The 25,398-nt window shown below is 69.4% G+C and carries 21 protein-coding genes and 1 tRNA gene; 13 read left to right on the plus strand and 9 right to left on the minus strand.

Going from position 1 to position 25,398, the window contains the following annotated elements:
• Positions 1 to 12 precede the first annotated feature (12 nt).
• Complete coding sequence (locus ILT43_RS11270; protein WP_204199065.1) at positions 13 to 1,935, plus strand: TonB-dependent receptor domain-containing protein; 1,923 nt, start codon at positions 13 to 15, stop codon at positions 1,933 to 1,935.
• 54 nt (positions 1,936 to 1,989) lie between these two features.
• On the opposite strand, the gene ILT43_RS11275 is transcribed toward ILT43_RS11270, so the two are convergent.
• A tRNA-Gly gene (locus ILT43_RS11275) sits at positions 1,990 to 2,064 on the minus strand.
• 226 nt (positions 2,065 to 2,290) lie between these two features.
• Here ILT43_RS11275 and ILT43_RS11280 point away from each other — a divergent pair.
• The 6 genes from ILT43_RS11280 to ILT43_RS11305 all read left to right on the plus strand — a co-directional run bounded on the left by ILT43_RS11280 (position 2,291) and on the right by ILT43_RS11305 (position 10,032).
• Entirely contained in the window at positions 2,291 to 3,046 is a 756-nt protein-coding gene (locus tag ILT43_RS11280; protein ID WP_204199066.1) for a hypothetical protein, read from the plus strand.
• Positions 3,006 to 4,505 (plus strand): Y-family DNA polymerase, encoded by a 1,500-nt coding sequence (locus ILT43_RS11285; protein ID WP_204199067.1) that lies wholly within the window; start codon positions 3,006 to 3,008, stop codon positions 4,503 to 4,505. The genes ILT43_RS11280 and ILT43_RS11285 overlap by 41 nt, the downstream gene beginning before the upstream one ends.
• Before the next feature lie 67 nt (positions 4,506 to 4,572).
• Positions 4,573 to 8,007: an error-prone DNA polymerase gene (locus ILT43_RS11290; RefSeq protein ID WP_204199068.1), complete on the plus strand. Its 3,435-nt coding sequence runs from the start codon at positions 4,573 to 4,575 to the stop codon at positions 8,005 to 8,007.
• 333 nt (positions 8,008 to 8,340) lie between these two features.
• Positions 8,341 to 9,234 (plus strand): tetratricopeptide repeat protein, encoded by an 894-nt coding sequence (locus ILT43_RS11295; protein ID WP_239474681.1) that lies wholly within the window; start codon positions 8,341 to 8,343, stop codon positions 9,232 to 9,234.
• A gap of 10 nt (positions 9,235 to 9,244) precedes the next feature.
• Positions 9,245 to 9,862: an LON peptidase substrate-binding domain-containing protein gene (locus ILT43_RS11300; RefSeq protein ID WP_204199070.1), complete on the plus strand. Its 618-nt coding sequence runs from the start codon at positions 9,245 to 9,247 to the stop codon at positions 9,860 to 9,862.
• Positions 9,859 to 10,032 carry a Trm112 family protein gene (locus ILT43_RS11305; protein WP_211534467.1) on the plus strand — a complete coding sequence of 58 codons (174 nt, stop codon included), beginning with the start codon at positions 9,859 to 9,861 and terminating at the stop codon, positions 10,030 to 10,032. Before ILT43_RS11300 ends, ILT43_RS11305 begins: the two co-directional genes overlap by 4 nt.
• A gap of 27 nt (positions 10,033 to 10,059) precedes the next feature.
• Here ILT43_RS11305 and ILT43_RS11310 read toward each other — a convergent pair whose 3' ends face one another.
• Positions 10,060 to 10,410, minus strand: coding sequence for a PilZ domain-containing protein (locus ILT43_RS11310; protein WP_204199071.1), 351 nt, complete (start codon positions 10,408 to 10,410; stop codon positions 10,060 to 10,062).
• 48 nt (positions 10,411 to 10,458) lie between these two features.
• Positions 10,459 to 11,673, minus strand: a complete 1,215-nt coding sequence (locus ILT43_RS11315) for a UbiH/UbiF/VisC/COQ6 family ubiquinone biosynthesis hydroxylase (protein ID WP_204199072.1) — start codon at positions 11,671 to 11,673, stop codon at positions 10,459 to 10,461.
• Positions 11,674 to 11,869: 196 nt separating this feature from the next.
• Between ILT43_RS11315 and ILT43_RS11320 the strand changes: the two genes are divergently transcribed.
• A complete protein-coding gene (locus ILT43_RS11320) occupies positions 11,870 to 14,188 on the plus strand; it encodes a DNA translocase FtsK (RefSeq protein ID WP_211534468.1) in 2,319 nt (772 codons plus the stop codon).
• 55 nt (positions 14,189 to 14,243) lie between these two features.
• Here the strand turns inward: ILT43_RS11320 and ILT43_RS11325 are convergent, their stop codons facing one another.
• On the minus strand, positions 14,244 to 14,939 hold the full coding sequence (locus ILT43_RS11325; RefSeq protein ID WP_204199073.1) for a PEPxxWA-CTERM sorting domain-containing protein: 696 nt from the start codon (positions 14,937 to 14,939) through the stop codon (positions 14,244 to 14,246).
• Positions 14,940 to 15,109: 170 nt separating this feature from the next.
• Between ILT43_RS11325 and ILT43_RS11330 the strand changes: the two genes are divergently transcribed.
• Complete coding sequence (locus ILT43_RS11330; RefSeq protein ID WP_204199074.1) at positions 15,110 to 15,940, plus strand: DUF72 domain-containing protein; 831 nt, start codon at positions 15,110 to 15,112, stop codon at positions 15,938 to 15,940.
• A 365-nt stretch (positions 15,941 to 16,305) separates the two neighbouring features.
• Here ILT43_RS11330 and ILT43_RS11335 read toward each other — a convergent pair whose 3' ends face one another.
• From ILT43_RS11335 to hemC, 3 genes are all read right to left on the minus strand, one after another.
• Positions 16,306 to 17,211 (minus strand): YbbN family protein, encoded by a 906-nt coding sequence (locus ILT43_RS11335; RefSeq protein WP_204199075.1) that lies wholly within the window; start codon positions 17,209 to 17,211, stop codon positions 16,306 to 16,308.
• A gap of 33 nt (positions 17,212 to 17,244) precedes the next feature.
• Entirely contained in the window at positions 17,245 to 17,895 is a 651-nt protein-coding gene (locus ILT43_RS11340) for a uroporphyrinogen-III synthase (protein ID WP_204199076.1), read from the minus strand.
• 201 nt (positions 17,896 to 18,096) lie between these two features.
• Complete coding sequence (gene hemC / locus ILT43_RS11345; protein ID WP_204199077.1) at positions 18,097 to 19,008, minus strand: hydroxymethylbilane synthase; 912 nt, start codon at positions 19,006 to 19,008, stop codon at positions 18,097 to 18,099.
• Positions 19,009 to 19,092: 84 nt separating this feature from the next.
• Here hemC and tsaD point away from each other — a divergent pair, with 84 nt between their 5' ends.
• Both tsaD and ILT43_RS11355 read left to right on the plus strand, forming a co-directional pair.
• Positions 19,093 to 20,118, plus strand: coding sequence for a tRNA (adenosine(37)-N6)-threonylcarbamoyltransferase complex transferase subunit TsaD (gene tsaD, locus ILT43_RS11350; RefSeq protein WP_204199078.1), 1,026 nt, complete (start codon positions 19,093 to 19,095; stop codon positions 20,116 to 20,118).
• Between the two features lie 13 nt (positions 20,119 to 20,131).
• Complete coding sequence (locus ILT43_RS11355) at positions 20,132 to 21,109, plus strand: NAD(P)H-dependent glycerol-3-phosphate dehydrogenase (protein ID WP_204199079.1); 978 nt, start codon at positions 20,132 to 20,134, stop codon at positions 21,107 to 21,109.
• Between the two features lie 135 nt (positions 21,110 to 21,244).
• Here the strand turns inward: ILT43_RS11355 and ILT43_RS11360 are convergent, their stop codons facing one another.
• Both ILT43_RS11360 and ILT43_RS11365 read right to left on the minus strand, forming a co-directional pair.
• Positions 21,245 to 23,086 carry an AsmA family protein gene (locus tag ILT43_RS11360; protein WP_204199080.1) on the minus strand — a complete coding sequence of 614 codons (1,842 nt, stop codon included), beginning with the start codon at positions 23,084 to 23,086 and terminating at the stop codon, positions 21,245 to 21,247.
• 45 nt (positions 23,087 to 23,131) lie between these two features.
• Positions 23,132 to 23,293, minus strand: a complete 162-nt coding sequence (locus ILT43_RS11365; protein ID WP_204199081.1) for a DUF1674 domain-containing protein — start codon at positions 23,291 to 23,293, stop codon at positions 23,132 to 23,134.
• 74 nt (positions 23,294 to 23,367) lie between these two features.
• On the opposite strand from ILT43_RS11365, the gene ILT43_RS11370 reads away from it, so the two are divergent.
• Positions 23,368 to 24,666 carry a transcription antitermination factor NusB gene (locus tag ILT43_RS11370; protein ID WP_204199082.1) on the plus strand — a complete coding sequence of 433 codons (1,299 nt, stop codon included), beginning with the start codon at positions 23,368 to 23,370 and terminating at the stop codon, positions 24,664 to 24,666.
• A 50-nt stretch (positions 24,667 to 24,716) separates the two neighbouring features.
• Positions 24,717 to 25,382 (plus strand): ribulose-phosphate 3-epimerase, encoded by a 666-nt coding sequence (rpe, locus tag ILT43_RS11375; RefSeq protein WP_204199083.1) that lies wholly within the window; start codon positions 24,717 to 24,719, stop codon positions 25,380 to 25,382.
• The last annotated feature ends 16 nt before the right edge of the window (positions 25,383 to 25,398 follow it).

A 25,398-nucleotide genomic window follows, 5' to 3' on the forward strand; every position in this document is an offset into this window, starting at 1 on the left:
ATGCGATACTTGATGATAGTCGGACTTGTCGCGACCGGCGGGTGCATCGGTACCGTCGGCACGGCGTCCGCGCAGCGCGCGGAGCAGAACGCCGCGCGCGCGGCCGAAGACGCGTTCGGCGTCAGCTACGCCAACGAATCGATCGGCCTGTACGACGAGGAGGACGTGCGCGGTTTCTCACCGATCGATGCCGGCAACGTCCGGCTGGAGGGGCTGTACATCGACCAGCAGGCGGACCTCAGCTACCGGGTCGTCGACAGCTCGATCATCCGCGTCGGGCTGACCGCAATCGATTATCCGTTTCCCGCGCCGACCGGCATCGCCGATTTCCGGCTGCCCGATGCACCCGACGCGTTCGTGATCAGTCCGCGCGTGACGGCGGGCAGCTTCGGCGACATCGGCATCGAAACGGACGTGCGTGCGCCGGTGATCGGCAAGACCGTGTCCGTGGCCGGTGGCTTCGGCGCCTACCGCGACAACGAAGCGTTCGGCGGCACGCCCGAAGTGCTGTCCGCCGGCATCAGCGCGCGCTGGCGACCCGCCGTCAATGTCGAGATCATCCCGTTCTGGAGCACCGATCGCTACTGGAGCGAGGAATCTCGCCCCACCTATTTCGTCGATGGAGCGTTCCTGCCGCCGCGGATCGGCGATCGTCAGCGTTATACCGGACAACGCTGGGCCACGAACACCAGCCGCGGCGACAATGCCGGTCTGATCGCGCGGGGCCGGCGGGGCGGGTGGTCGCTGGCAGCCGGGCTGTTCCGCTCCGTCTTCACGATCGCGCGCGACCGGACGACCGTGTGGCTCGATGTGGACCGCGCGGGCGCGGGGATGGAGACCGTCTTCGCCGCACCGCCCTCACGCTACGCCTCCACCTCCGGCGAATTGCGTCTGTCGCGAAGCTGGGTGGAGGGCTCACGCGTGCACCGTGTCCACGTCTCGGTGCGCGCCCGCGATCAGGCGCGCCTCTATGGCAATGCCGAGGCGGTCGCACTGCCGCGGCGGTCCATCGATACGCGTCGACCGGTCGATGAACCCGCGTTCGACTTCCAACCCCGTACGCCCGACGATGTGCGACAGGTGACGCTTGGCCTCGCCTATGAGGGCCGTTGGAATGGGCGGGGCAGCGTCAACATCGGTGTGCAGAAGACCGACTATCGCAAGACGGTCCGGCCGCCGGATCGGGCAGGGATCGATGCACGCGAACGGCCGTGGCTGGTGAACCTGATGGCATCGCTCGATCTGACGAAAAATGTCGCGGCTTATGCCGGCGTCACGCGAGGTCTGGAGGAGAGCGATGTCGCCCCGGACATCGCCGTCAACCGCAATGCCGCTCCGCCCGCGCTCCGCACGCGTCAGATCGACGGTGGGCTGAGGATCGCGCTCGGCAAGACCCTGCAAGCCGCGATCGGCCTGTTCGACGTGCGCAAGCCGTACTTCAACCTCGACGGCGCCGACATCTACCGCCGTCTCGGCGAAGTCCGGCACCGCGGCGTCGAGGGATCGCTCAGCGGCACCGCGTCGCCTGCGCTCAGTATCGTCGCCGGGGCGGTCCTGCTCGATCCGCGGGTCGGCGGGGCTCTGGTGGAAGACGGCACGATCGGAGCGCGCCCGGTCGGCGTCACGCGCAGCCGGATCGTGCTGGCACTCGACCTGCATCCGCCCGGATGGAACGGCTCGTCGCTGGATTTGCAGGTGACGCGGCACGGCGGATCGTTCGCGGATCAGGCCAATATCGTCCGCCTGCCGTCGCGCCCCGTCGTGGCGCTGGGGGCTCGTCATCGGCTGCATCTAGCGGGACGCGACGTGATCGCGCGGGTGCAGGTCAACAACCTGTTCGACACCTATCGCTGGGTCGCTAACGCATCGGAAGGATTGTACTTCAACACCGGGCGATACGTATCGGTATCGCTGGCGGCGGACCTGAGCGTTTGATTTTAAGCGCCGCTAAGGCGGCTACCGGAAGCTTGGCGGCTTCAACGGAATGACTGGAGCGGGCGAAGGGATTCGAACCCTCGACCCCAACCTTGGCAAGGTTGTGCTCTACCCCTGAGCTACGCCCGCTCTGGCGCCATGTGCCGGTTGCTCGTGAGAGCCACCGGCTGGGTGAGGCGCGGCCACTAGCAGTGGTCTGTCATAGCCGCAAGCGCAAAAGTCGCGGGCCGTTCCCGAATGCGCGAAGATTCAGGGTTGGCGACTCGCTAAATAGAACATTACAAGAACATAGATGGCCGACTCGAACGCCCTGATAGCGCAATTGCGCGCGATCACCGCCCCCCGGAGCGGCAGGGTGAGCGATTCCGCCGGTCCGGACGACTGGCTGATGCAGGGCGCCCCCGCGGCGCAGCTCCACGAGATCTACGGGATGGAGGCGGAGGACGGCCCGGCGGCGACAGGATTCGCGGTCGCGCTGGCGCTGGCCGGACAGAAGCAGGGGGACACGACGGCCATCGGACACGTCGCCGCGCCGATCCTGTGGGTCCGCCAGCAGGGGCGGGGCGACGGCCGCCTACACGCCACCGGGCTGCTCGACCTCGGTCTCGCGCCCGACGCGCTGGTGCTGGCGGAGGTGCCCGATCCGGCGGCGCTGCTGCGCGTGGCGGCGGATGCGGCGCGCTTTCCGGGGCTCGGCACCGTCATCGTCGAGACGCACGGGCGCGTGCCGGGGCTGGACCTGACGGCGACCCGCCGGCTGATGCTGGCGGCCGAAGCGTCCGGCGTCACCGTGCTCAGCGTCCGCCTCGCCGCGCAGGTGGAGCCCAGCGCCGCCGCCAGCCGGTGGGGCATTGCCGCCATGCCATCGCGCACCTTGCCGGGGGACGTGTTCGGCACGCCCGCACCCGGCCGACCTGCCTTTCTCGTCGAATGCCTGCGTCGGCGCGGCGGCCCTGCCGGCACCCGCTGGCCCGTGGAGTGGAACCGTGAAACCCGACACTTCGTCACCTTACCGGCCCAGGAAACGGCGCTACCTGGCGCTGGTCTTCCCCTGGTTGCCGATCGAGCGGTTGCGCGCGACCCGGCCCCATCTGTTCGTCGGGCGGGATGAGACGCCGACCGCCTTCGTGGAGACGGTCGGTCAGGCCGTGCGCCTCGTCGCGCTCGATCGGGCGGGCGTGCTCGCGGGGCTGCAACCCGGCCTGACGCTGGCGGACGCGCGCGCACGGGTGCCGGAGCTGGAGGTCTTCCCCAGCGACCCGCACGCCGATCACGAATGGCTGGAACGGCTGGCGGAGGGATGTGCGCGCTACACGCCGACCGTCGCGCTGGACGCGCCCGACGGGCTGACGCTCGACATCGCCGGTTGCGTGCATGCGTTCGAAGGGGAGCGGCCGCTGGCGGCGGATGTCGAGGGGCGGCTGGCACGGCGCGGCGTGCTGGTCCGCCACGCGTTCGGCGACACCCCGGAAGTGGCGCGCGCGCTGGCCCGCTATGCCGGTGCGCCCGCCCCGGACGAGGCGGGGGCGGTGCGGCGGCTGCCGGTGGCGGCGCTGGGGCTGGACGACGACGATAGCGAGGCGCTGCGCCGCGCCGGGCTGAAGACCGTCGGCGACGTCATGAGCCGCCCGCTCAGCGGTATCGCCGCGCGCTTCGGTGAAGCGGCGGCGACGGCGGTGCGGCGGCTGTCCGGCGACGTGAAAGCGCCGGTCGTGGCGCGCAAGACGGTCCAGCCGATCGCGGCCGAACGGCGCTTCGCCGAACCCGTGGCGCGTACCGAATATGCGCTGGAGGTGATCGCCGACCTCGCGGGCGAGGCCATCGACGCGCTGGAGAAACGCCGCGAGGGTGGTCGCCGTTGGGAGGCGAAGCTGTTCCGCGCCGACGGCCAGATCCAGCGGCTGCGCGTCGAGACGGGCCGCCCGACGCGCGACGTATCGCTGCTGATGCGGCTGTTCGCGGAGCGGATCGACGGGCTCGCCGATCCGCTCGACCCCGGTTTCGGCTATGACCTGATCCGGCTCGACGTGGTGCTGGCGGAGCGGCTCGACACCAGCCAGTTGCAGCTGGAGGGCGGGGAGACGCGCAAGAGTGTTGGCGGCGGCGATGTCGGCGCGCTGGTCGACCAATTGTCGACGCGCCTCGGCCGCGATCGCGTCCGGCGCTTTGCGGCGCGCGACAGCCACATCCCCGAACAGGCCGAACTGATGCTGCCCGCCGCCGCGCCTGCAACCGCGGCAATACCCTGGCCTGAGCCGGAGGCGGGCGAGCCGCCGCTCCGCCCGATCTACCTGTTCGACCCGCCGCAGCCGATCGAAAGCGTCATGGCGGAGGTGCCGGACGGCCCGCCCGCCCGCTTCCGCTGGCGGCGCACATTGCACGACGTCGCGCGCGCCGAGGGGCCAGAGCGGATCGCGGGGGAATGGTGGCGACGCCACGACGCCGCGATTCCCACGCGCGACTATTTCCGCATCGAGGACCGGCGCGGGCGGCGCTTCTGGATCTTCCGCCACGGCCTGTATTCCGAAACGGAGGCCCCGCGCTGGTATCTGCATGGGCTGTTCGCGTGATGCCGTTCGCCGGGTGCAAGGCCGACAAGACGGGGGTCATGCGGGGCCGTAGAGGTGTCGGGGGGCGATGACCGCGTTCGCAGACCTCGTCACCGCCACCAGCTTCTCGTTCCTCGACGGGGCGAGCCAGCCCGGCGACATGGTCGCCCGCTCGGTGGAGCTGAAGCACGCCGGCATCGGCATCGCCGACCGCAACACCGTGGCCGGCGTCGTCCGCGCCTATGACGCGCTGGAGCGCGCACGAAAGGGGCTGCTCGGCGCGCAACTGCCGCCGCTCGCGTTCAAGCTGGCGGTCGGCGCGCGGCTGGTGTTCGCGGACGGCACACCCGACATCGTCGCCTATCCCGCCACCCGCCACGGCTGGGGCCGGCTGACGCGGCTGCTGACGACGGGGAATCTGCGATCGGAAAAGGGTGGCTGCATCCTCGGGCTCGGCGACCTCGTGCGCCACGCCGACGACCTGCTGCTGATCGTCCTCCATCGCTCGACCGAGCGTCCTGCCAGGCCCATGCCCGGCATCCCCCTGCCACCGCGCCGTGCCGATCCCGGCCTGCCGGCGACGCTCGGCGAACTGTCGAAGGCCGCACCGGGTCGCGTCTGGCTGGGCCTGACGATGCCGCGTGCGGGTCGCGACCGGCGGCGGCTGGCGCGGCTGGCGGCGGTCGCCGACGCGGCCGGCGTGCCGCTGCTGGCGACCACCGATGCGCTCTATGCGGACCCGGGCGCCCGTCCGCTGCATGATGTCGTCACGTGCATTCGGGAGGGCCTGACCGTCCACGCCGCCGGCCGCATCCTCGCCGCCAATGCCGAACGTCATCTGAAACCACCGGAGGAAATGGCGCGCCTGTTCGCCTTCCGCCCGGATGCCGTTCAGCACAGCGGGATGCTGCTCGACCGTATCGGCTTCGACCTGTCGCAGCTCTCCTACGAATATCCGCACGAACCGGTGCCGGAGGGCTGGGGCGCGCAGGACTGGCTGGAGCACATCACTTATGCCGCGGCGCTACAGCGGTTTCCCGGCGGTATTCCGGACAAGCTCCAGAAGCTGCTGGACGAAGAACTGCCGCTGATCGCCAGCCGCAACTACGCGCATTATTTCCTCACCGTCCACGACATCGTTCGCTTCGCCCGCGAAGAGTGCAAACCGCCGATCCTGTGTCAGGGCCGCGGCTCGGCGGCGAATTCGGCGGTGTGCTGGCTGCTCGGCGTCACCTCGGTCGATCCGATGAAGCACGACCTGCTGTTCTCGCGCTTCGTGTCGGCGGAGCGCGACGAGCCGCCCGATATCGACATCGATTTCGAACATGAGCGGCGCGAGGAGGTGATGCAGTACATCTACCGCCGCTACGGCCGCCACCGCGCCGCGATCGCCGGCACCGTCATCCGCTATCGCTCGCGCAGCACCGTGCGGGAGGTCGGCCGTGCGCTCGGCCTGACGGAGGACGTGACGCAGCGCCTGACCAGCACTGTCTGGGGCAGTTTTTCCGACCGGTTCGACGAACGCCGCTTCCACGAAACCGGCTTCGACCTCGCCAATCCGCAGATCGCGCAGCTGCGCATGATCGTCGACCAGCTGCACAAGTTTCCGCGGCATCTGTCGCAGCATGTCGGCGGCTATGTCCTGACCGAGGGGCGACTGGACGAGACGGTACCGATCCACAACGGCGCGATGAAGGACCGGACCTTTATCGAATGGGACAAGGACGACATCGACGTCCTGAAGATCATGAAGGTCGACATCCTCGCACTCGGCATGCTGACCTGCATCCGCAAGGCGTTCGACCTGATGCGGGGTGCCGACATGGGCGACCACGATCTCGACACGGTGCCGCCCGATGCGCCGGAGGTGTTCGAGATGCTGTGCGACGGCGACAGCATCGGCGTGTTCCAGGTCGAAAGCCGCGCGCAGATCAACATGCTGCCGCGGCTCAACCCGCGCGAACTCTACGATCTGGTGGTGCAGGTGGCGATCGTGCGGCCGGGACCGATCGAGGGCGATATGGTCCACCCCTATCTGCGTCGCCGCGCCGGCAAGGAACTGGTCGAATGTCCGTCGCCGTCACCGCCGCACGATCCCGACGAGCTGAAGACGCTGCTCGGCAAAACGTACGGCGTACCGCTGTTTCAGGAACAGGCGATGAAGCTGGCGATCGTCGCCGCCAGCTTCACGCCCGACGAGGCGAACCGCCTGCGCAAGGCGATGGCGACGTTCCGCCACGTCGGCGGCATGGAGGATTTTCAGGCGAAGCTGGTCGATGGCATGACCGCGCGCGGTTACACGCGCGAATTCGCCGAGCGCTGTTATCGCCAGATCGAGGGGTTCGGCAGCTACGGCTTCCCCGAAAGCCACGCGTTGTCGTTCGCGCGGCTGGTCTATGTCTCGTCGTGGATCAAGTGCCGCTATCCGGCGGTGTTCGGCTGCGCGATCCTGAACTCGCAGCCGATGGGCTTCTACGCCCCCGCGCAACTCGCCCGCGACGCGATCGAACATGGCGTCGACGTGAAGCCGATCGACGTCAATCACAGCATCTGGGACAACCGGCTCGAATCCGGTGCGCCAAGGCCGGTCGCGCGCAACTTCCACCGTCGTCGCATCGGCCCGGATGGTGGCCCGGTCGGTTGGGATGCGGAGGTCCGCGACGATCGCGACTTCGCCATCCGCCTCGGCTTCCGTCAGATCGACGGCTTCCGCGAGGATTGGGGGAACGCCATCGCTGCCGCCGCGCCCTATGCGTCGATCGAGGATCTTGCCCGCCGCGCCGGGCTGCCGTCGCGGGCGTTGAAGCTGCTCGCGGATGCCGATGCGTGCGGCTCGCTGGGGACGGACCGGCGGCAGGCGGGATGGGAGGTGCGGCGGACGCCGCCGGTGCAGCTCGCCCTGTTCGCCGCCGCCGATGCGCCGGAACTGGGCGTGGAGCCCGATGCGAAGCTGCCCGCGATGCCGTTGTCCGAACAGGTCGCCGCCGACTACCAGACGACGCGGCTGTCGCTGAAGAACCACCCGATGACCTTCCTGCGCGCGACGTTCGCAGGCGAGGGCATCCTGACCTGCGAACAACTGCGCAACACGAAGGACGGCCGCCGCGCCAGCGTCGCCGGGGTCGTGCTGGTCCGTCAGCGGCCGGGCAAGGGCAATGCCGTCTTCATCACCGTGGAGGACGAGAGCGGCGTCGCCAACGCGTTGATGTGGGCGCGCGATTTCGAGGAGCATCGCCGCGCGGTGATGGCGTCGCGGCTGATGGTCCTGCACGGCGTCGTCCAGCGCAGCGACGAGGGGGTCGTGCATCTGATGACGTCGCGGGTCGAGGATCGCACCCACGAACTGCGCCGCCTGTCGGAGGATCACCAGCCGACGATCACCCTGTCGCGCGCCGACGAGTTCATCCGCCCCCAACACCCCCGCGGCCGCGACCCCCGTCACGACCACGCGCCCAGTCACGCCCCCCGCCACGGCCATCCCCGCGACGTGCGCGTGCTGCCGAAATCGCGGGATTTCCATTAAATTCGGGAGAACCTTCCACCTCACCACCCCGGCGAAGGCCGGGGTCCAGCCTCCACGAAGCCGGTGAGACTCACGGCATTGACGGCAACGGGACCCCGGTCGTCGCCGGGGTGGATGGGCCGGAAGGAGTGGGAACGCCCAAAGCTGTCCTTCACCCGTCCCGTGCGGTAAAGACTCCTCGCACGCCGACACCGAACCAGCGAACAGCCCCATCTGTACGCGATATCCCCCGAGCTTCGGGACCTTTCACCTCGCTCCCGCTTCCAATCCACCCCCTTCCGCCCCAAATAGCGACCGACACAAGCGAACGGAGATCACGTGGCCACCCTGGGAATGTCGCCTGCCGAAAAGGATGCGGTCGCCGCCTTCCGCCGCGACGTCGTCGAACCGTCGATGTCGAGCCTCGTCATCATCGATTTCTGGGCAGAGTGGTGCGGCCCCTGCAAGGCGCTGACGCCGGTGCTGGAAAAGGTCGCCGCCGCCTATGCCGACAAGGGCGTCGTGCTGGCCAAGGTCGATACCGACAAGAACCAGTTCATCGCCGCGCAATTCCAGATCAAGTCGATCCCGACCGTCTATGCGATGTTCCAGGGGCAACTCGTCGCCGACCTGACGCCGGCCCGCACCGAAAGCGCGCTGCGGACGATGCTCGACCAGCTGCTGAAGCAGCTGCCGATCCAGACCGAAGCCGCCGATCAGGAGGCCGAACTGGAGCCGCTGATCGCGATGGGCGAGGATATTCTGGCCGAGGGCGACGGCGAACGCGCGCTGTCGCTGTTCGACCAGCTGCTCGAAATGGCGCCGGAGCACCCCGCCGTCCTGTCCGGCCGCATCCGCGCGCTGGTCGCCGCCGGCCGCACCGACGAGGCGCAGGCGGCGGTCGATGCGCTGCCCGTCGACCTGAAGGACCCCGGCCTCGACCGTGCGCGTGCCGCGCTGGCGCTGGCGCAGACCGCGCAACCGGTGGCGGACTATGCCGCGCTCGCGACCGAGGTTCAGAACAACCCCGACGATCACGAACGTCGCTTCGCGCTTGCGGGCGCGCAGATGGCGGCGGGCGACCGCGATGCCGCGGCGGACAACCTTCTCTACATCGTCGCCGCCGACCGCGAGTGGAACGACGGGGCGGCGCGCACCCAGTTGCTGAAGCTGTTCGAAGTCGTCGGCCTGATGGACCCCTGGGTGTCGGCGCAGCGCCGCCGTCTGTCCGCGGTGCTGTTCGGATGACGGACGCCCGATGACGCGGCTCTCGATCTTTCCGCTGCCTGGCGCGCTGCTGTTTCCCGACATGCACCTGCCGCTGCACATCTTCGAGCCGCGCTACCGCGCGATGATCTCCGACGCGATGGCGCGTGACCGGCGGATCGGCATGATCCAGCCGCGGATCGAGCCGGGCGCGATGTCGGACAAGCCGCCGCTTTATACTACCGGCTGCGTCGGCAAGATCGCGGAGGTGGAGGCGCTGGAGGACGGCCGCTACAACGTCATCCTCGAAGGGCTGTCGTTGTTCCGGATCGTCCGCGAACTCGACGCGACGACCGCGTTTCGCCAGATCGAGGCGGAATTGCTGCCGACGATCGCCGACGACGCGCTCTCGCTCGGCCGGCGATCCTCCCTGGAGATGGAGTCGCGGCGTTTCGCCGACGCGGCCGGCTATTCGGTGGATTGGGACGCGGTCGGTCGGCTGGACGACCAGAGCCTCGTCAACGGCATCGCCCAGATCGCACCGTTCGACGTCGCCGCGAAACAGGCGCTGCTGGAGGCGCCCGATATCGAGCAGCGCGCGGAACTCATCATCCAGCTCATGCAGTTCTTCGGTCGCCATGACGGTGAGGATCGGGTGACGCTGCAATGAGCGTGCTCGACCCGTGGCTGCTGGAACGCCTCGTTTGTCCGGTAACGCGGAGGCCGCTGCGCTACGACGAAGCGGCGCACGAACTGGTGTCGGAGGCGGCGGGGTTGGCCTATCCAATTCGGGACGGCGTGCCCGTGATGCTGGTCGAGGAAGCGCGGGTTCTCGGCTGAACCCTCAGCGGTCGCGGTGATAGGCCCTCAGCCGTCCCGGCGATAGGCGTTACCCATGTCCGCCATCCAGCCCGCTTTCGCCGTGGCGGATACCGCGGCGCGGGGCTTGCGCGCGGCATCCAGATCGACCGTCGACCGAAATCGCAGCCCGGCCAGTTGCGGCTTGGCCCACATGACGTCGGCGATCAGCCCGTGCAGGCTGCCCATCGCCACCGTCACGACATCGCCTGCGGCCAGATCCTGCACATTGTCGACGCACGCCCCCCGCGGCGACAGGTTGCGCACCCGCCGCTCGACGCTGGCGCCGTCCCGCGCAATGGCGGCACGGATGATGACTCCACTCCGCTTCTCGCGGGTGTCGGATGATGGCTCGGTCATCCCGCCGACATAGCCGACGACGGTTAAACTCCGGCTAAATCCGGCCGTTCAGATCATCGCGCCCTGCAACAGCCGCGGCAACTGCCCGCTTTCGCCCCGCGCCTCGGCCATGAACCGCGCCTTCAGCGGCGGCAGCCGGTCGACCGCCGAAATCCCGAACCGCCGCACCGCGCTTGCCGCGCGTCCCCGCACCCCGAACAAGCGCGTCAGCCCGTCCGTTGCCGCCGCCACCGCCAGCGTGTCGAGCCCGCGCCAGCTCTGGTATCGCGCCAACACCTGCGCATCGCCGAGATCGAGGCCCAGCCGCCGCGCCTCCACCAGCACCTCCGCCAGCACCGCGACATCCCGGAACCCGAGGTTCAGCCCCTGTCCGGCGATCGGATGGATGCCGTGCCCCGCATCGCCGACCAGCGCCAGCCGCTCCGCCGTGATCGTCCCGGCATGATGGAATCCCAGCGGATAGGAAGCACGCGGGCTCGGCGCGGACAGCGTACCGAGGAACCCGCCCATCCGCTTCTCCGCCTCCGCCAGAAACGCGCGGTCGGACAGCTTCACCAGCCCCGGCCCGTGCGCCGCCGCGACCGACCAGACGATCGCCGAGCGGTGGCCGATCGTATCGTCCGGCAACGGCAGCAACGCGAACGGACCCGACGGGTAGAAGATCTCGTAGGCGATATCGCCATGCGGTTGCGCGTGGTGGAACGCCCCCACGATCGCGGCATGATCGTACGACCAGCGCGCGACGCGAATGCCCGCCGCCTCCCGCGTGGGTGAATGACGCCCCTCCGCCGCGATCAACAACGGCGCGCGGACGGTGCTGCCGTCGTCCAGCGTCGCGACCACCCTCGCAGGGCCGCGCTCGACCTGCGTCGCGCGTGTCTGCATCTTCAACGAGACGTTCTTCGCGTCGCGCGCCGCCTCGAACAGGGTCCGCCGCAGCAGCCGGTTCTCGTACATCGTCCCCAGCGCGCCGTCGTCGGCATCGGGCACGAAGTCGAGTGCGCCGGGTTTCAGCCCGTCGCTCACGCGGATCTGCCGGATCGCGCAGCCCTTGCCCGACAATGTCGCGCCGACGCCGATCGCATCGAGCATCCGGTGGCTCGCACTGGCGACCGCCGACGCGCGCCCGTCGAATCCGGGCGCAAGCATCACGGCGGGATCGGCCGGGTCGACGACCGTGGAAGTCAGGCCATGCGCGTCCAGCGCCAGCGCCAGCGTCGCCCCGACCAGCCCGCCGCCGAGGATGATGACATCGTTCTGCATGTGAAGGGTCTTACCCGCGCTGGCCGCACCGGCCCAAGCGCCAAATGCGGCAGGAGGGACATACATCGTCGCGACGCACTGCCGCGATCTTGGGCGGCCCGGGAACAGGACGGCAACGCCAGCTTGACGAGGTTAACGCGAAAGCCGATGATTTCCGCCGGGCAATCTACGAACATACTGACGGGGAACGAAGGCGATGGCCAGTCAGGCGCAGCCGCCGCTGTGGCGCGAGACGATGAAGGCCGGTGCGGTGCGCAGCGGGGCGTTGATCGCGTCCGCGGCGATTTTCGCCGTGACCAGTTTGCTGGCGCTGGCGCTGGCAAGCTACCACCCCGCCGATCCGGCGATCAACACCGCGTCCGGCGGCGCTGCGGCGAACCTGGTCGGCTTTCCCGGTGCGTGGCTGGCGGATTTGATGCTGAGCGCGTTCGGCCCCGTCGTGGCGCTGCTGCTGCCGGTCGGGCCGATCGTCGCGCTGCGACTGTGGCGGGACGCGCCCGCCGGTCGCTGGGTGCGGATGTTGCGCGGCGCGACTCTCGGCGTGGCGCTGATGGCGACGGCGCTGGCGTTCGTGTCGGCAGCGTCGGTGCTGGCGCTGCCCGCCGGCTGGGGCGGGATCGTCGGGCTCGGTGTCGCGGGTGCGATCCGCTGGGCGCTGGCGTTCGTCGGTCAGCCTGTGGCGGAGCTGTGGGCCGGCCGCGCGCTCGGCCTGATCGCGGCGATCGCCGGCGTGATCATCTGGGCGCGCAGCCTGGAGATCGAATTCGGCGAGCGTCGCTGGCGGTTCCGCCGCGCGCGTCCCGCCGATGGCGACCTGCCCTATGATATCGACGCCTATGCGACCGATGAGGACGACGAGGAGCCGCTGACGCTGACGCGCAAGCCGGTGCAGCCGCGCGCCGTCGCGGAGCCGGACCCGCGGCCGGCGCCGGTGATCGCCGACCGCAACCTCGCGCCCGTGTCCGCCGCGACGCCCAAGCGCCAGCAACAGCTCGACCTGCGCGACAATTACGTGCTGCCCTCGCTGGACCTGCTGGTGCCGTCGCCACCCTCGTCGGGCAACGTCGTCGACAAGGCCGCGCTGGAACGCAACGCCCGCCTGCTGGAGAACGTGCTCGACGACTTCCACGTCAAGGGTTCGATTATCGAGGTCCGCCCCGGCCCCGTCGTGACGATGTACGAACTGGAACCCGCGCCGGGCATCAAGGCCAGCCGCGTCATCGCGCTGGCGGACGACATCGCGCGCAATATGTCGGCGATCTCCGCGCGTGTCGCGGTGATCCCCGGTCGCAACGTCATCGGCATCGAACTGCCGAACGCCAAGCGTGAGTCGGTATCGCTCCACGAACTCGTCGGCAGCCAGTCGTTCGAGGATCAGGCGGCGCAGCTGCCGATCATCCTGGGCAAGAACATCGCCGGCGATCCGGTCATCACCGATCTCGCGCCGATGCCGCATCTGCTGGTCGCGGGCACGACCGGGTCGGGCAAGTCGGTCGGCCTGAACTGCATGATCCTGTCGCTGCTGTACCGGCTGACGCCGAGCCAGTGCCGGATGATCATGATCGATCCGAAGATGCTGGAACTCAGCATGTACGACGACATCCCGCACCTGCTGTCGCCCGTCGTCACCGATCCCGCCAAGGCCGTCCGCGCGCTGAAATGGGCGGTGGAGACGATGGAGGACCGCTATCGGCAGATGTCGTCGGTCGGCGTGCGTTCGCTCGCGGGCTTCAACGACAAGGTGCGGGGTGCGCGTGCCAAAGGCCAGCCGCTCGGCCGCCGCGTCCAGACCGGCTACAACCCCGATACCGGCGCGCCGATCTACGAGGAGGAGAAGCTCGAATACGACGTCCTGCCGCAAATCGTCGTGATCGTCGACGAGCTGGCGGACCTGATGATGACCGCCGGCAAGGAGGTCGAATTCCTGATCCAGCGGCTGGCGCAGAAGGCACGCGCGGCCGGCATCCACCTCATCATGGCGACACAGCGTCCCTCGGTCGACGTCATCACCGGCGTCATCAAGGCGAACCTGCCGACGCGCATCAGCTTCCACGTCACGTCGAAGATCGACTCGCGCACCATTTTGGGCGAGCAGGGTGCGGAGCAGCTCTTGGGGCGTGGCGACATGCTGTACATGCCGGGCGGCAAGGGCATTGTCCGCGTCCACGGCCCCTTCACCAGCGACGACGAGGTGCGCGCGGTGGCCGATCACTGGCGCGGGCAGGGGCTGCCCGATTACATCTCGTCCGTCACCGAGGAGCCGGAGGACGGCTTCGCACTGGAGGGCGCACCGACCGGCGAGGATTCGGCGGAGGACCAGCAATATCGCGCCGCAATCCAGCTCGTCTGCGAATCGCAAAAGGCGTCGACCAGCTGGCTCCAGCGCCAGTTGCGGATCGGCTACAACTCCGCCGCGCGCCTGATCGAACGCATGGAGAAGGACGGCATCGTCGGCCGCCCCGACCATGTCGGCCGTCGCGAAGTGCTGCGCGACGCCGAGGGGCACGCGATATAACGATCATATGGGATCGAACCATGCCGACCCCGATGGCCGGCATGGCTCGCACCCGTTACGCGTTCGCCAGGCGCATCGTCTGGCGGCGGCGCATCGCCCCGCCGATCGTCCCGAAACCCAGCACCATCATCGCCCAGGTCGCCGGCTCCGGCACCGCCCCAGCATCGGCGGTCAAGGTCAGTTGATCGATCCGAACCGCAGCGATCAGATCGATGTTGTGCAGCACCACGTCGAGCCGGTTGACGCCGCTGACGAACAGGGCCGGATCCAGCGTCGAGAACGCCGTCAGCGACGTGAACGTCTCCCGTCGATAGCCATAGACGCCGCCGATCGCGACCCCGTTCAGCAGCACCGTGGCTTCGTTGTCAGCCCCGACGAAGCCCGAAAGCCGCGCAGTGGCAGCGTTGAATCCGGTCAGGTCGAACGTGGTCGTGAAGGTGAAGTTGGCGTTGTAGCCCATCTGCGACGTGTCGGCCGTGTACGAAATCCAGCGCGATGTCGCGGTATCTGCTGCATAATTGAAGTTGTAGAAGGTGACGGCCTGCGTTCCGACCGGCTGCGTTGCCGACGTCGTTGCCGTCAGGCGATAATTCGCGTCCGCCACACCGTTGCCAGCAGCCAGCGACGCGCCGCCCGCACCGAACCCGGTGCTATACACACCGGGTACCGTCACCGCCTGAACAGCCGCACCGGTCATGAGTCCCGCAACCAGAACAGCACCTTGCATCGCGGTCTTGATAGTGATCGACATCGTTTATTCCCCCTGAAAGCCCGATGCCATGACTTGCACGTTACTTGACCGTTTACCATGGCTCTATTTCGTCCGAAATCGAGACTCGTCCGCGGGCGACGACGGGCTTTCCGAGATCGTACTGGTATCGCGTGCAGTCCTCGCCCACCGATGCTAATCGGGAACGATGGATGTGGGGCAGCGACATGGGATCGGCTGAGGCAGCACAGCGCAGAGGCGCGGTCCGCGTCGGCATCGGCGGCTGGACCTATGAACCGTGGCGCGGCACGTTCTTCCCGGAGAAGTGGCCGCACAAACGCGAGCTGGAATACGCCGCCGGCAAGCTTACCGCGATCGAGGTCAACGGCACTTATTACAGCGGCTTCAAGCCCGCGACCTTCGCCGGATGGCGCGACACGACGCCGGACGGTTTCGTCTTCGCGCTGAAAGCGTCGCGCTACTGCACCAACCGCAAGGTGCTGGCGGAGGCGGGCGAGTCGATCGCGCGCTTCACGGGGCAGGGGATCGTCGAACTCGGGGACAAGCTCGGCCCGATCCTGTGGCAGTTCATGGCCACCAAGAAATTCGACGCGGACGATTTCGGCGCGTTCCTGAAGCTGCTGCCGACGAAGCAGGACGGCATCGCGCTCCGACACGCGGTGCATGTCCGGCACGAGAGTTTCGCCTGCCCCGAGTTCGTGGCGCTGTGCCGCGGGGCGGGCGTCGCGATCGTCTACGCGCACTCAACGGAGTATCCGGCGATCGCCGATGCGTCGGGCGATCTCGTCTATGCCCGGCTGGAGGCGGCGGAGGAACGCTTCGTCGCCGGCTACGCACCCGCCGCGCTGGACGAGTGGGCGGCAGCCGCCAAGCGCTGGGCGGCGGGGGAGCAGCCGGACGGCCTGCCCTATGCCGCGCCCGACCCCGCATCGAAGCAGCCGCGCGATACGTTCATATTCTTCATCAACGGCGCCAAGGTCCGCGCCCCGCAGGGAGCGATGGCGCTGATCGAGCGGCTTTGATCGGGCGTATTCGCCGCGCGGTGGAAACGGCAGCTTGATCGGGCGATGCTTCTAAAACTTGGCGCCAACCCGGCGTGGGCCCTGGTCCAGTTTCGGCGAAGGCGGTGAAACCCAGAGCACCTATAGCAGCCGGAACACAGTCGGCGCAGGGCAGTGATGACCGCTGCTTGCACCGTTCGTGCTGAGCCTGTCGAAGCACCAACGAGACTCATGCCCATCGACACCACCTGCGGCGTCGCTCACCACGGGCGTCGACAGGCTCGGGGCGAACGCGCTGGGAGGATCACCGTCGTGTAATCATGCTTTCGACACGAGCTACGCCGGGGTGGCCTGCGATGCAGCCGAACAGTCCCGCCGCAATCCCCTCAACCGCCTTCGGTCGTCACCACCGGCGCAGCTTCCTGCGTCGGCACCACACGCAATGGCGGCTGCAAGCCCTGCGCCTGCCCGAGGATCGCCGCCGTCTCGATCACGTCGAGCGCCTGATGCGTCAGCACCCAACGCCGCGCCGCGCTCATCCACGCGCCGGCATCGTTCGCGCCCGGCAGCCGGGCGACTTCCGCGCGCGCCGCATCTACGCGACCGTCGTCCAGCAAGCGGCGTGCCCGCGCGATCCGCTCCTCGGCGGCGGGGGAGGGCGTTCCCTCCGGCCTCAGCACCACCAGATTGCCGAAGTTGCGGCGCAGGTCGGCCCACCACCCCTCGCTTGCTGGACGTGCCAGATCGGGGGCGAGCGCGTCGAGGCCCTGCCGCAGATCCTCCGCCGTCACCGGCTCGCGCGCGGCCTGCACGATGATCGCCACCGCCTTGGGCTGCGCCTGCGCGAACCGCGTGCGCAACTGCTCTTCGAGATAGCCGAGCGGCGTACCCTTATCGATCGCCCGCCGCGCCGCGAATGCGACCATCAGCGCCTCCGCCCGCGTCGCCTGCGCGCCCGCCGCGGCGGCATCGGTCGCGACCACCGCGGCGCGCGTCTCCAACGCGGCGAGTTGCCCCGCCAGTGCAGCCTCGCGCGTGACCAGCGTCGCCGGATCGACGTTCGGCACCGATCCCGTCGATGTCAGCGGTTGCGCCGGCTGGAACCCCGTGGCGGTAGGCGCGGCTGCAGCCGCCTGCCGCTGTGCCATCAGCCCGCCGAACGACCAGCCCGACCGGAACGCCAGCCCCACCAGCAGCGCGCCGCCGAGAAACGCCAGCAGTACCAGCGTCAGGATGATGCCCATGCGGGGCCCGCGGGACCGCGTCGGATCGGTGGGCGCGTGGCTGCTCATTGCACGCGTTTATCGGGCCGCGGGGCGGTGCGGTCAATCACCGTCGCGACCGGCGAGCCGCACCGCCAGCGCGACGAGTGCCTCATCGCGGGGCATGTCGCTGGCCTCGACCGCTCGCCACCCATCGCCGGCCGCCGCCGCAACTGTCGGACTCAGCGCTGCGATCACGATGCTTTCGCGCGCTTCCCCCTCCACTATTGCAGCCAGCCGCGCCGCCGCGCGCGCCGAATGCACCAGCGCGACACTGCCCTCGAAGAGTGAGCCGTCGACCGGCAACGGCTCCGTTGCATAGACGACGATCGTCGTCGCCCCCGCGACCGCATGATGCTCGCGCCCCGCCAGATGCAGCAGACGTCCGGTCGTGGCCGCCGTCACCGATGCGGCATCGCCGCTGCCCGTCAGCAGGACGGTGAAGCCAGCCGCGCGCGCCGCCCGTGCCGTCGCCTCTCCCACGGCGACCACGGGCAGCTCTCGCAACCGCGCCAACCCCTCGCCGCCATGCCGCACCGCATTGGCGCTGGTCAGCAGCAGCGCGTCGAACTGCGCCGGGTCCGGCACTGTCCACGCCACCGCCGCTACGCAGAACAACGGCAACCTCAGGGCGACGAGACCGGCCTGCTCGACCCTCGTCGCCGTCGCCGCGTTCCCCGGCTCCGGTCGTAAGACGACGATCGGGCGCGGCATGCCGTCAGGCTCCTGGCCGACAGGCGGGGCGCGCTGCGGGGATCGGTAAACCGCTTGGACGCGAATCAGAATGTCCGCGCGGATGCGCAGAGGCGCGGTGAATGGCTTGCGGCGTGGCGCCGCTACCTTCGGAGTCGTACAGCTTGATGAGGGCGTCTACGTTCAGGGCGTTGCTACGCCACCGTCGCCCACCACCCGTCATCACGCCGCGAACAGCCGCCGCACCGCCTCCGGCGCGCGAGCCAGCAGGTCGGCGGCCAGTGCGCCGCCGAGGTCCTCGCCCGGCACCCCCTCGACCTGCCCGACGACATCCTCCTCGCCGTCCTCCGACAGCAATTGCCCGCGCAGCGACAGCGTCTCGCCCGCCAGACTCGCCAGTGCCGCGACCGGCGAGTGACAATCCGCCGACAGGCTCGCCAGCAACGATCGCTCCGCCGCGACACAGGCATGCGTCGCCGGATCGTCGATCGCCGCGACCAGCGCCTCGGCCGCGGCATCGGCGCGGCGGACTTCGATCCCGACCGCCCCCTGCGCCGGCGCGGGCAGCATGACGTCGGTGCCAATCGCATGACCCACATCGCTGCGCCCCAGCCGGTCGAGCCCCGCCGCCGCCAGCAGCGTCGCATCGACCTCGCCCGCCGCCAGCTTCGCCAGCCGCGTCTCGACATTGCCGCGGAACAGCACGATCGACAGGTCGGGCCGCAGTCGCAGCAACTGCGCGCGCCGTCGCGGCGAACTGGTGCCGACCACCGCGCCCCGGCGCAGCACGTCGAGCGATTCGACCCCGATCAGCCGGTCGCGTACATCCGCGCGAGGGAGCGTCGCGGCAATGCGGATCGCCTCCGGCCGGATCGTCTCGACATCCTTCATCGAATGCACCGCCGCGTCGATCGCACCGTCGAGCAGGGCGCGGTCGAGTTCCTTGGTCCACAGCGCCTTGCCGCCGATCTCCGCCAGCGCGCGGTCCTGCACGCGGTCGCCGGTGGTGCGGATCACGACGAGCTCGACGGCGTCTTCCGGCCAGTCGTGCGCGGCGCACAGCCCCGCGCGCACCATTCCCGCCTGCGTCAATGCCAGCGGCGAACCCCGCGTCCCGAGCCTGAACCGGATCATTTCCGCCGGTTAGCGCGGGGGAAGGGGCGGGGACAAGGGCTACGGGCATTTGCCCGTCTCCGTTGCCCGCCCTACAGAGCATGCATGCTGATCCTTGGTCTGGAATCCTCCTGCGACGAGACCGCCGCCGCGCTCGTCACCGACGATCGCCGTGTCCTGGCGCACCGGCTCGCGGGGCAGGAGGCGGCGCACGCGCCTTACGGGGGCGTCGTGCCGGAGATCGCCGCCCGTGCGCATGTCGAGGCGATGGAGCCGCTGATCGCCGCCGCTCTCAAGGATGCGGGCATCGCGCTCGCCGATGTCGACGCGATCGCCGCCACCGCCGGGCCGGGCCTGATCGGCGGCGTCATGGTCGGCCTCGTCACCGGCAAGGCGCTGGCGCATGCGGTCGGCAAACCGCTCATCGGCGTCAACCATCTGGAGGGGCATGCACTCAGCCCGCGGCTGTCCGACCCCGATCTCGATTTTCCCTACCTGCTGCTGCTGGTGTCGGGCGGCCATTGCCAGTTGCTCCTCGTCAAGGGCGTCGGCCGCTATCGCCGACTCGCCACGACGATCGACGATGCCGCGGGCGAGGCGTTCGACAAGACCGCCAAGGTGCTGGGCCTCGGCTTCCCCGGTGGTCCGGCCGTCGAACGGGCGGCGGCGCTCGGAAATCCCCGCGCGGTACCGCTGCCGCGCCCGCTCAAGGGGGCCGCCGAGCCGCATTTCTCGTTCGCGGGCCTGAAAAGCGCGGTCGCGCGTGCCGCCGCCGATCACTCGCCCGAGGATCTCGCGGCATCCTTCCAGGCGGCGGTAGTCGAATGCCTGATCGACCGCACCGCCCGCGCGCTCCACGCCGCCCCGGAGGCCAAGGCGCTCGTCGTGGCGGGTGGCGTCGCCGCCAACACCGCCGTCCGCACCGCGCTGGCCGGGCTGGCGGCGGAGCATGGCCGCCGCTTCGTCGCCCCGCCGCTGTGGCTGTGCACGGACAATGCCGCGATGATCGCGTGGGCGGGGGTGGAGCGGTTTGCCGCCGGCCTGACCGATCCGCTCGACATGCCGGCGCGCCCGCGCTGGCCGCTCGACCCGTCCGCGCCGCCGGTGCGCGGTGCCGGTGTGAAGGCATGACGGGGGTAAACGCATGAGGATCGGCGTGCTCGGCGGCGGCGCGTGGGGCACCGCGCTGGCGCAGGTCGCTGCGCATGGCGGCCGCGACGTGCTGCTCTGGGCGCGCAGCCGCGACGTGGTCGACGCGGTCAATCGCGATCACCTCAACCCCTTGTTCCTGAATGACATAAAGCTGTCGGAGACGATCGTCGCGACGACCGATCCAACTCGTATGCGCGATGTCGACGCTTTGCTCGTCGTCGTGCCGGCGCAGCATGTCGGCACCGTGCTCGCCGCGACGCCGGTCGGCCAGACGCCGCTGATCCTGTGCGCCAAGGGCATCGAGGCGGGCACCCGCCGCCTGGTGGGGGAGGTCGCGCGCGCCGCGCACCCGGCCGCGCCGATCGCCGTCCTGTCCGGCCCCACTTTCGCACATGAGGTCGCCCGCGGACTGCCGACCGCGGTGACGCTCGCCTGCGAGGACGACGAGCTGCGCGCGCGACTGATGGATCGTCTCGCGGCACCGCATTTCCGCCCCTATGCATCGAACGACGTCATCGGTGCGGAGATCGGTGGAGCCGTGAAGAACGTCCTCGCGATCGGCTGTGGCGTGGTCGAGGGGGCCGGGCTGGGCCAGAACGCCCGTGCCGCGCTGATCGCCCGTGGCTTCGCGGAAATGACGCGATTCGGTCTGGCGCGCGGCGCACGAGCGGAGACGCTGGCGGGATTGTCCGGCCTCGGCGACCTCGTCCTCACCTGTTCGTCGACCAGCAGCCGCAATTTCTCGCTCGGGGTCGGGCTGGGGCGCGGCGACACGGCGGCGACACTGCTCCAGGATCGCCGCACCGTCGCGGAGGGCGCGTTCACCGCCCCCGTGCTGCGTCAGGCGGCGGGCGAAGCGGGCGTCGACATGCCCGTTACCGATGCGGTCTGTCGTTTGCTGGAAGGTGCCCCCGCCGCGCAGGTGGTCGGCGATCTGCTGGCCCGACCGCTACGCGACGAGGGTCGATAGAATGCGTTCGCGCTGTCCTACAGAACCCGATCCGCCTATATGAAGCGCGCCGACCCGCTCTTTCAAACGTCCATATCCACTCGTCGGCCATAAGCCGCGTTGGACTAACCTTAGCCTAACCTTCCGCAGTCGCGCTTACCGCAAGGCCCGCGCCGCCAGCGCGTTGCAGTCGGCGTTCCCGGCGACCGGCCCGCTATGCCCGGTGATGCGATTACCGATCGCTTTCAGGATGTTGCCGACCGATTTCACCTCGCGCGGCACGACGATCCTCGGATCGGTCAGCGTTCCCGCGATCGCCGCATTGCCGGGGATGCGCAGGATCACGTCACGCTTGGGCGCGCCCTTCATCGTCAGCGCCAGCGTTTCCTCCGGAAAGGCGATGGTGCCCGACCCGGTCAACTGGCTGATCGCCGTGTCGACGACCAGCGGGTTGATCCGGCCGGTGCCGTCCTTCACCGCGACCCGCGCGATCAGGCAGCGCAGGCCGGTGCGGTCGTCCGACCCCGCCAGCAACGCCCGCCCCGCGTCGAAGCCCAAAGCGGCGGCATAACGCTGCGGCAATTGACCTTCGCGCACCACGAAGCCGATGCCGCCACTCGACCGGCCGATCGCGCTGCGGATGGTATCGCCGACCCCGGTCAGCCGCGCACGACCGTCGAGCTTGCCCGTGAACTGCCCGTCTTCGGCGAAGCCGGCGATCCGGCCGCCGTCCAGCCGGATGTCGAACGACAGGGTCGGCGACCGCCGGCCGCCGCGCTGGTCGATCGTCGCGCGACCGGTGACTCGGCCCTGCGCCAGCACCATTTTCAGCGGCGACAGCGTCAGCAATTGGTGGTCCATCGTCATCGTCGCCGCCAGCGATCGAATCGGCGCATTCGCCCCCGGCCCGACGATCTGGTCGACGTTGAACACCAGCCGCCCGTCCGTGTTGTCGATCTTGCCGATGTCGATGCGGGTGTCGGGCACCAGCCGCGGCCCGATCCGGCGTTCCTTCGCAATGCCCTCGGCACGTCCCTCAGGGGAGGTCAGGTCGTCAAAGGCGAACTGCTTCGACACCAGCGCGCCGTCGATCTTCGATCGACCGTCGATCTTGTCGACGGTCATGTGTCCGCGCAGATCGGATCGCCCGATCGTGCCTTTCAGCGCCGTGATCGTCCAGCGCGTCGGATCGTGCCGGACATGCGCGGTCAGCGCCACCGGGCGGGTCCGGAACAGGCCCGCCTCGATCACCGCGTCGATCATCTTCAGGTCGGTCGCGCGGGCCGATACGTCCAGCGTCATCGCATCGGTGTCGAGCGGCCGGTCCATGCTGCCCTTGGCATGCATGGTCAGCGCCCGTCCGGCAACGTCGGCGGTGAACGGCCAGGGCTGGCCGCGAACAGGCGCGGGGCCGCTCACGGTAATCCGCACCGGCGCACCCCGGATGATGCCATCGCCCTCCGCCTTCAGCCCGGCGTCGGGGTCGGCGGTCAGCCGCATCGTCGCCCGCCGGTCCTGCACGGCGTCGGCATAGCTGACGACGGCATCGCGGATCGTGATCGCACCGAGGTCGGTGGAGCCGCCGCCACCCTGCGGCTTGCCCGGCCGGTCCCAGTTGGTCCGCTTCCGGGCATCGCGAACCAGCGCCAGCCGCACGCCGTCCGCCGTCACGTCGCGCGGCCGGAACTCGCCCGTCAGCAACGGCCACACCGGAAAGCTGACCGTCACCTGCTTCACCCGCGCAAAGTCGCCGGTGCCAGCCCAGTCCGCCTGCGGCACGCGCACGTTGCGAATGGCGATGACGGGAGTGAAGCCGAAGCTGTCGATCCGGTCGACGGCACCGATCGTCACCGGCCGGCCGAAGCGCTCCGTCGCCTCGCGCTCGACGATGCCGCGGAACACGCCCCACGGGAACATCGCCACGATCAATAACAGGATGACGAGGACGCCGAGCAGCACCCCGCCGATGATCCGCCAGCGCCTGCCGATTTGCCCCATATCAAGCCGGACGTTCCGCAGGGAAAACAAGTTCCCGAGCGGGCGTCAGAAATCGACGGCTATGCCCTTCAGTTCCCAGTCGCCGTACCGGACCGGATCGCGGCCGAGCGGATCGTCGTGGCGCTTCGGCGTGGCTTCCGGCTGCGGCACCGGGGGGTTTGGGGACAGGTAGCTGGGCGGCTTCAGATGGTCGGGACGCTGTCCCATCGGCGTATCTCCGGTGCTGCGGTTGCTGGAATATCGCTGCTGCTCCACATAGGGGCTCAAAGGAGTTCTCCCAAGTGAAGCCCAGAACGAAGCCGGCGGGGCCGCAGACGCATGCGCCCGAACCGCTCGGCGTGCCCACCCGCCGTGCCGCGATCAAACTGCTCGACGCGGTGCTGCGCCGTGGCGAGTCGCTGGAGGCGGCGCTGCCGGCGGCGACGCGGATGGTGCACGGGCCCGATCGCGGCCTCGCGCATGCCATCGCTGCGGAGACGCTGCGCCGTCTGCCCGATCTCGATGCCGCGATCGACGGCGCGACCGAGCGGGCGCTGCCGGACGACGCCAAGGCGCGCACCGCGCTGCGCATCGCGCTGGTGCAGGCGCTGGTGCTCGGCACGCCGCCGCACGCCGCGATCTCGACCGTGCTGCCGCTGGTCGACGGCGGCCCGCGCAAGCTGGTTCACGGTGTGTTCGGCACGCTGATGCGCGCCAACATCCTGTTGCCCGAAATTCCCGCGCTGCCGCCGTTGGTCGAGGCGCGGTGGGAAACGGCGTGGGGCGAGGCGATGGTCGAGGCCGCCGCGGAAGCGATCGCCGCGCCGCCGCCGCTGGACATCACGCTCGCCGATCCCGGTTCGACGGAGGAATGGCGCGTGCGGCTCGGCGGCGAAAGCCTTGCGCCCGGCCACTTGCGCCTCGTCGATCATGACCCCGTGCCGGACATGGCGGGCTATACCGACGGCGCGTGGTGGGTGCAGGACCTTGCCGCTACGATCCCGGCGCGGATGCTGGGCCGGGGTGACGGCGTCGCGCTCGACCTGTGCGCCGCGCCCGGCGGCAAGACGATGCAGCTCGCCGCCGCCGGCTGGCAGACCGTCGCGATCGATTCGTCGCAGGGGCGAATCAAGCGCCTGCGCGAGAACCTGTTCCGCACCCGCCTGAAGGCCGAGGTGGTGCGCGCCGACGTGCTGCTGTGGTCGCCGGAGGAACCGGCCGACGCGATCCTGATCGACGCACCGTGCAGCGCCACCGGTATCTTCCGCCGCCACCCGGACGTCCTCCACCGCGTCCGCCCCTCGGTGGTTGCGGAACTGGCGGAACTTCAGACCCGCATCCTCAACCGCGCCGCCGACTGGGTGAAACCGGGCGGCACGATGGTCTTCGCCACCTGCTCGCTGGAGCCGGACGAGGGCGAGCGCCAGCTCGAACGCTTCCTTGTCGCGCGGCGCGACTTTGCGGTGGAGCCGGTCGATCCGGCATCGCTGCCGACCGGCGTCGCTGCGGCGGAAGGGGGATATGTCCGGACGCTGCCGACGATGCTCGCCGACAAGGGTCGCCTCGACGGGTTCTTCGCGGTGAAGCTCAGGCGCACCTGACCCTACCAGCCACCTTTAACCCCGCCGCAACCCGCGTTACACGAGCGCCCATGCCAGCCCTGCCCGTCCGCATCGCCCCGTCGATCCTGTCCGCCGACTTCGCGAAGCTCGGCGAGGAGGTGCGCGCCATCGACGCCGCTGGTGCGGACTGGATCCACATCGACGTAATGGACGGGCATTTCGTGCCCAATATCTCGTTCGGGCCGGCCGTGATGAAGTCGGTGCGCGGCGTTACGACCAAGCCGTTCGACGTGCACCTGATGATATCGCCCGTGGATGCGTATCTGGATGCGTTCGCGGAGGCCGGGGCAGACTGCATCACTGTCCATTACGAGGCGGGGCCGCACATCCATCGCTCGCTCCAGCACATCAAGGGGTTGGGCAAGCGCGCCGGCGTCGTGCTGTGTCCCGGCACGCCCGCCAAGATGCTCGATTACCTGCTCGACACCGTCGACTTGGTGCTGGTGATGAGCGTCAATCCCGGTTTCGGCGGGCAGCATTTCATCCCCAGCCAGCTCAAGAAGATCGCCGCGGTCCGCAAGATGATCGACCAGACCGGCCGCGCGATCGATCTGGAGGTGGATGGCGGCGTCGATCCCGACACCGCGCGCCAGTGCATCGATGCGGGTGCGGACGCGCTGGTTGCGGGGACCGCCGTCTTCCGTGGCGGACCAGACGCTTACGCCGACAATATCCGGGCACTCCGCGGCGCGTGACCGACCTGCCCCCCGA

Origin of the sequence: Sphingomonas longa, assembly GCF_016892685.1 — a bacterium.
Taxonomy (GTDB): Bacteria; Pseudomonadota; Alphaproteobacteria; order Sphingomonadales; family Sphingomonadaceae; genus Sphingomonas; species Sphingomonas longa.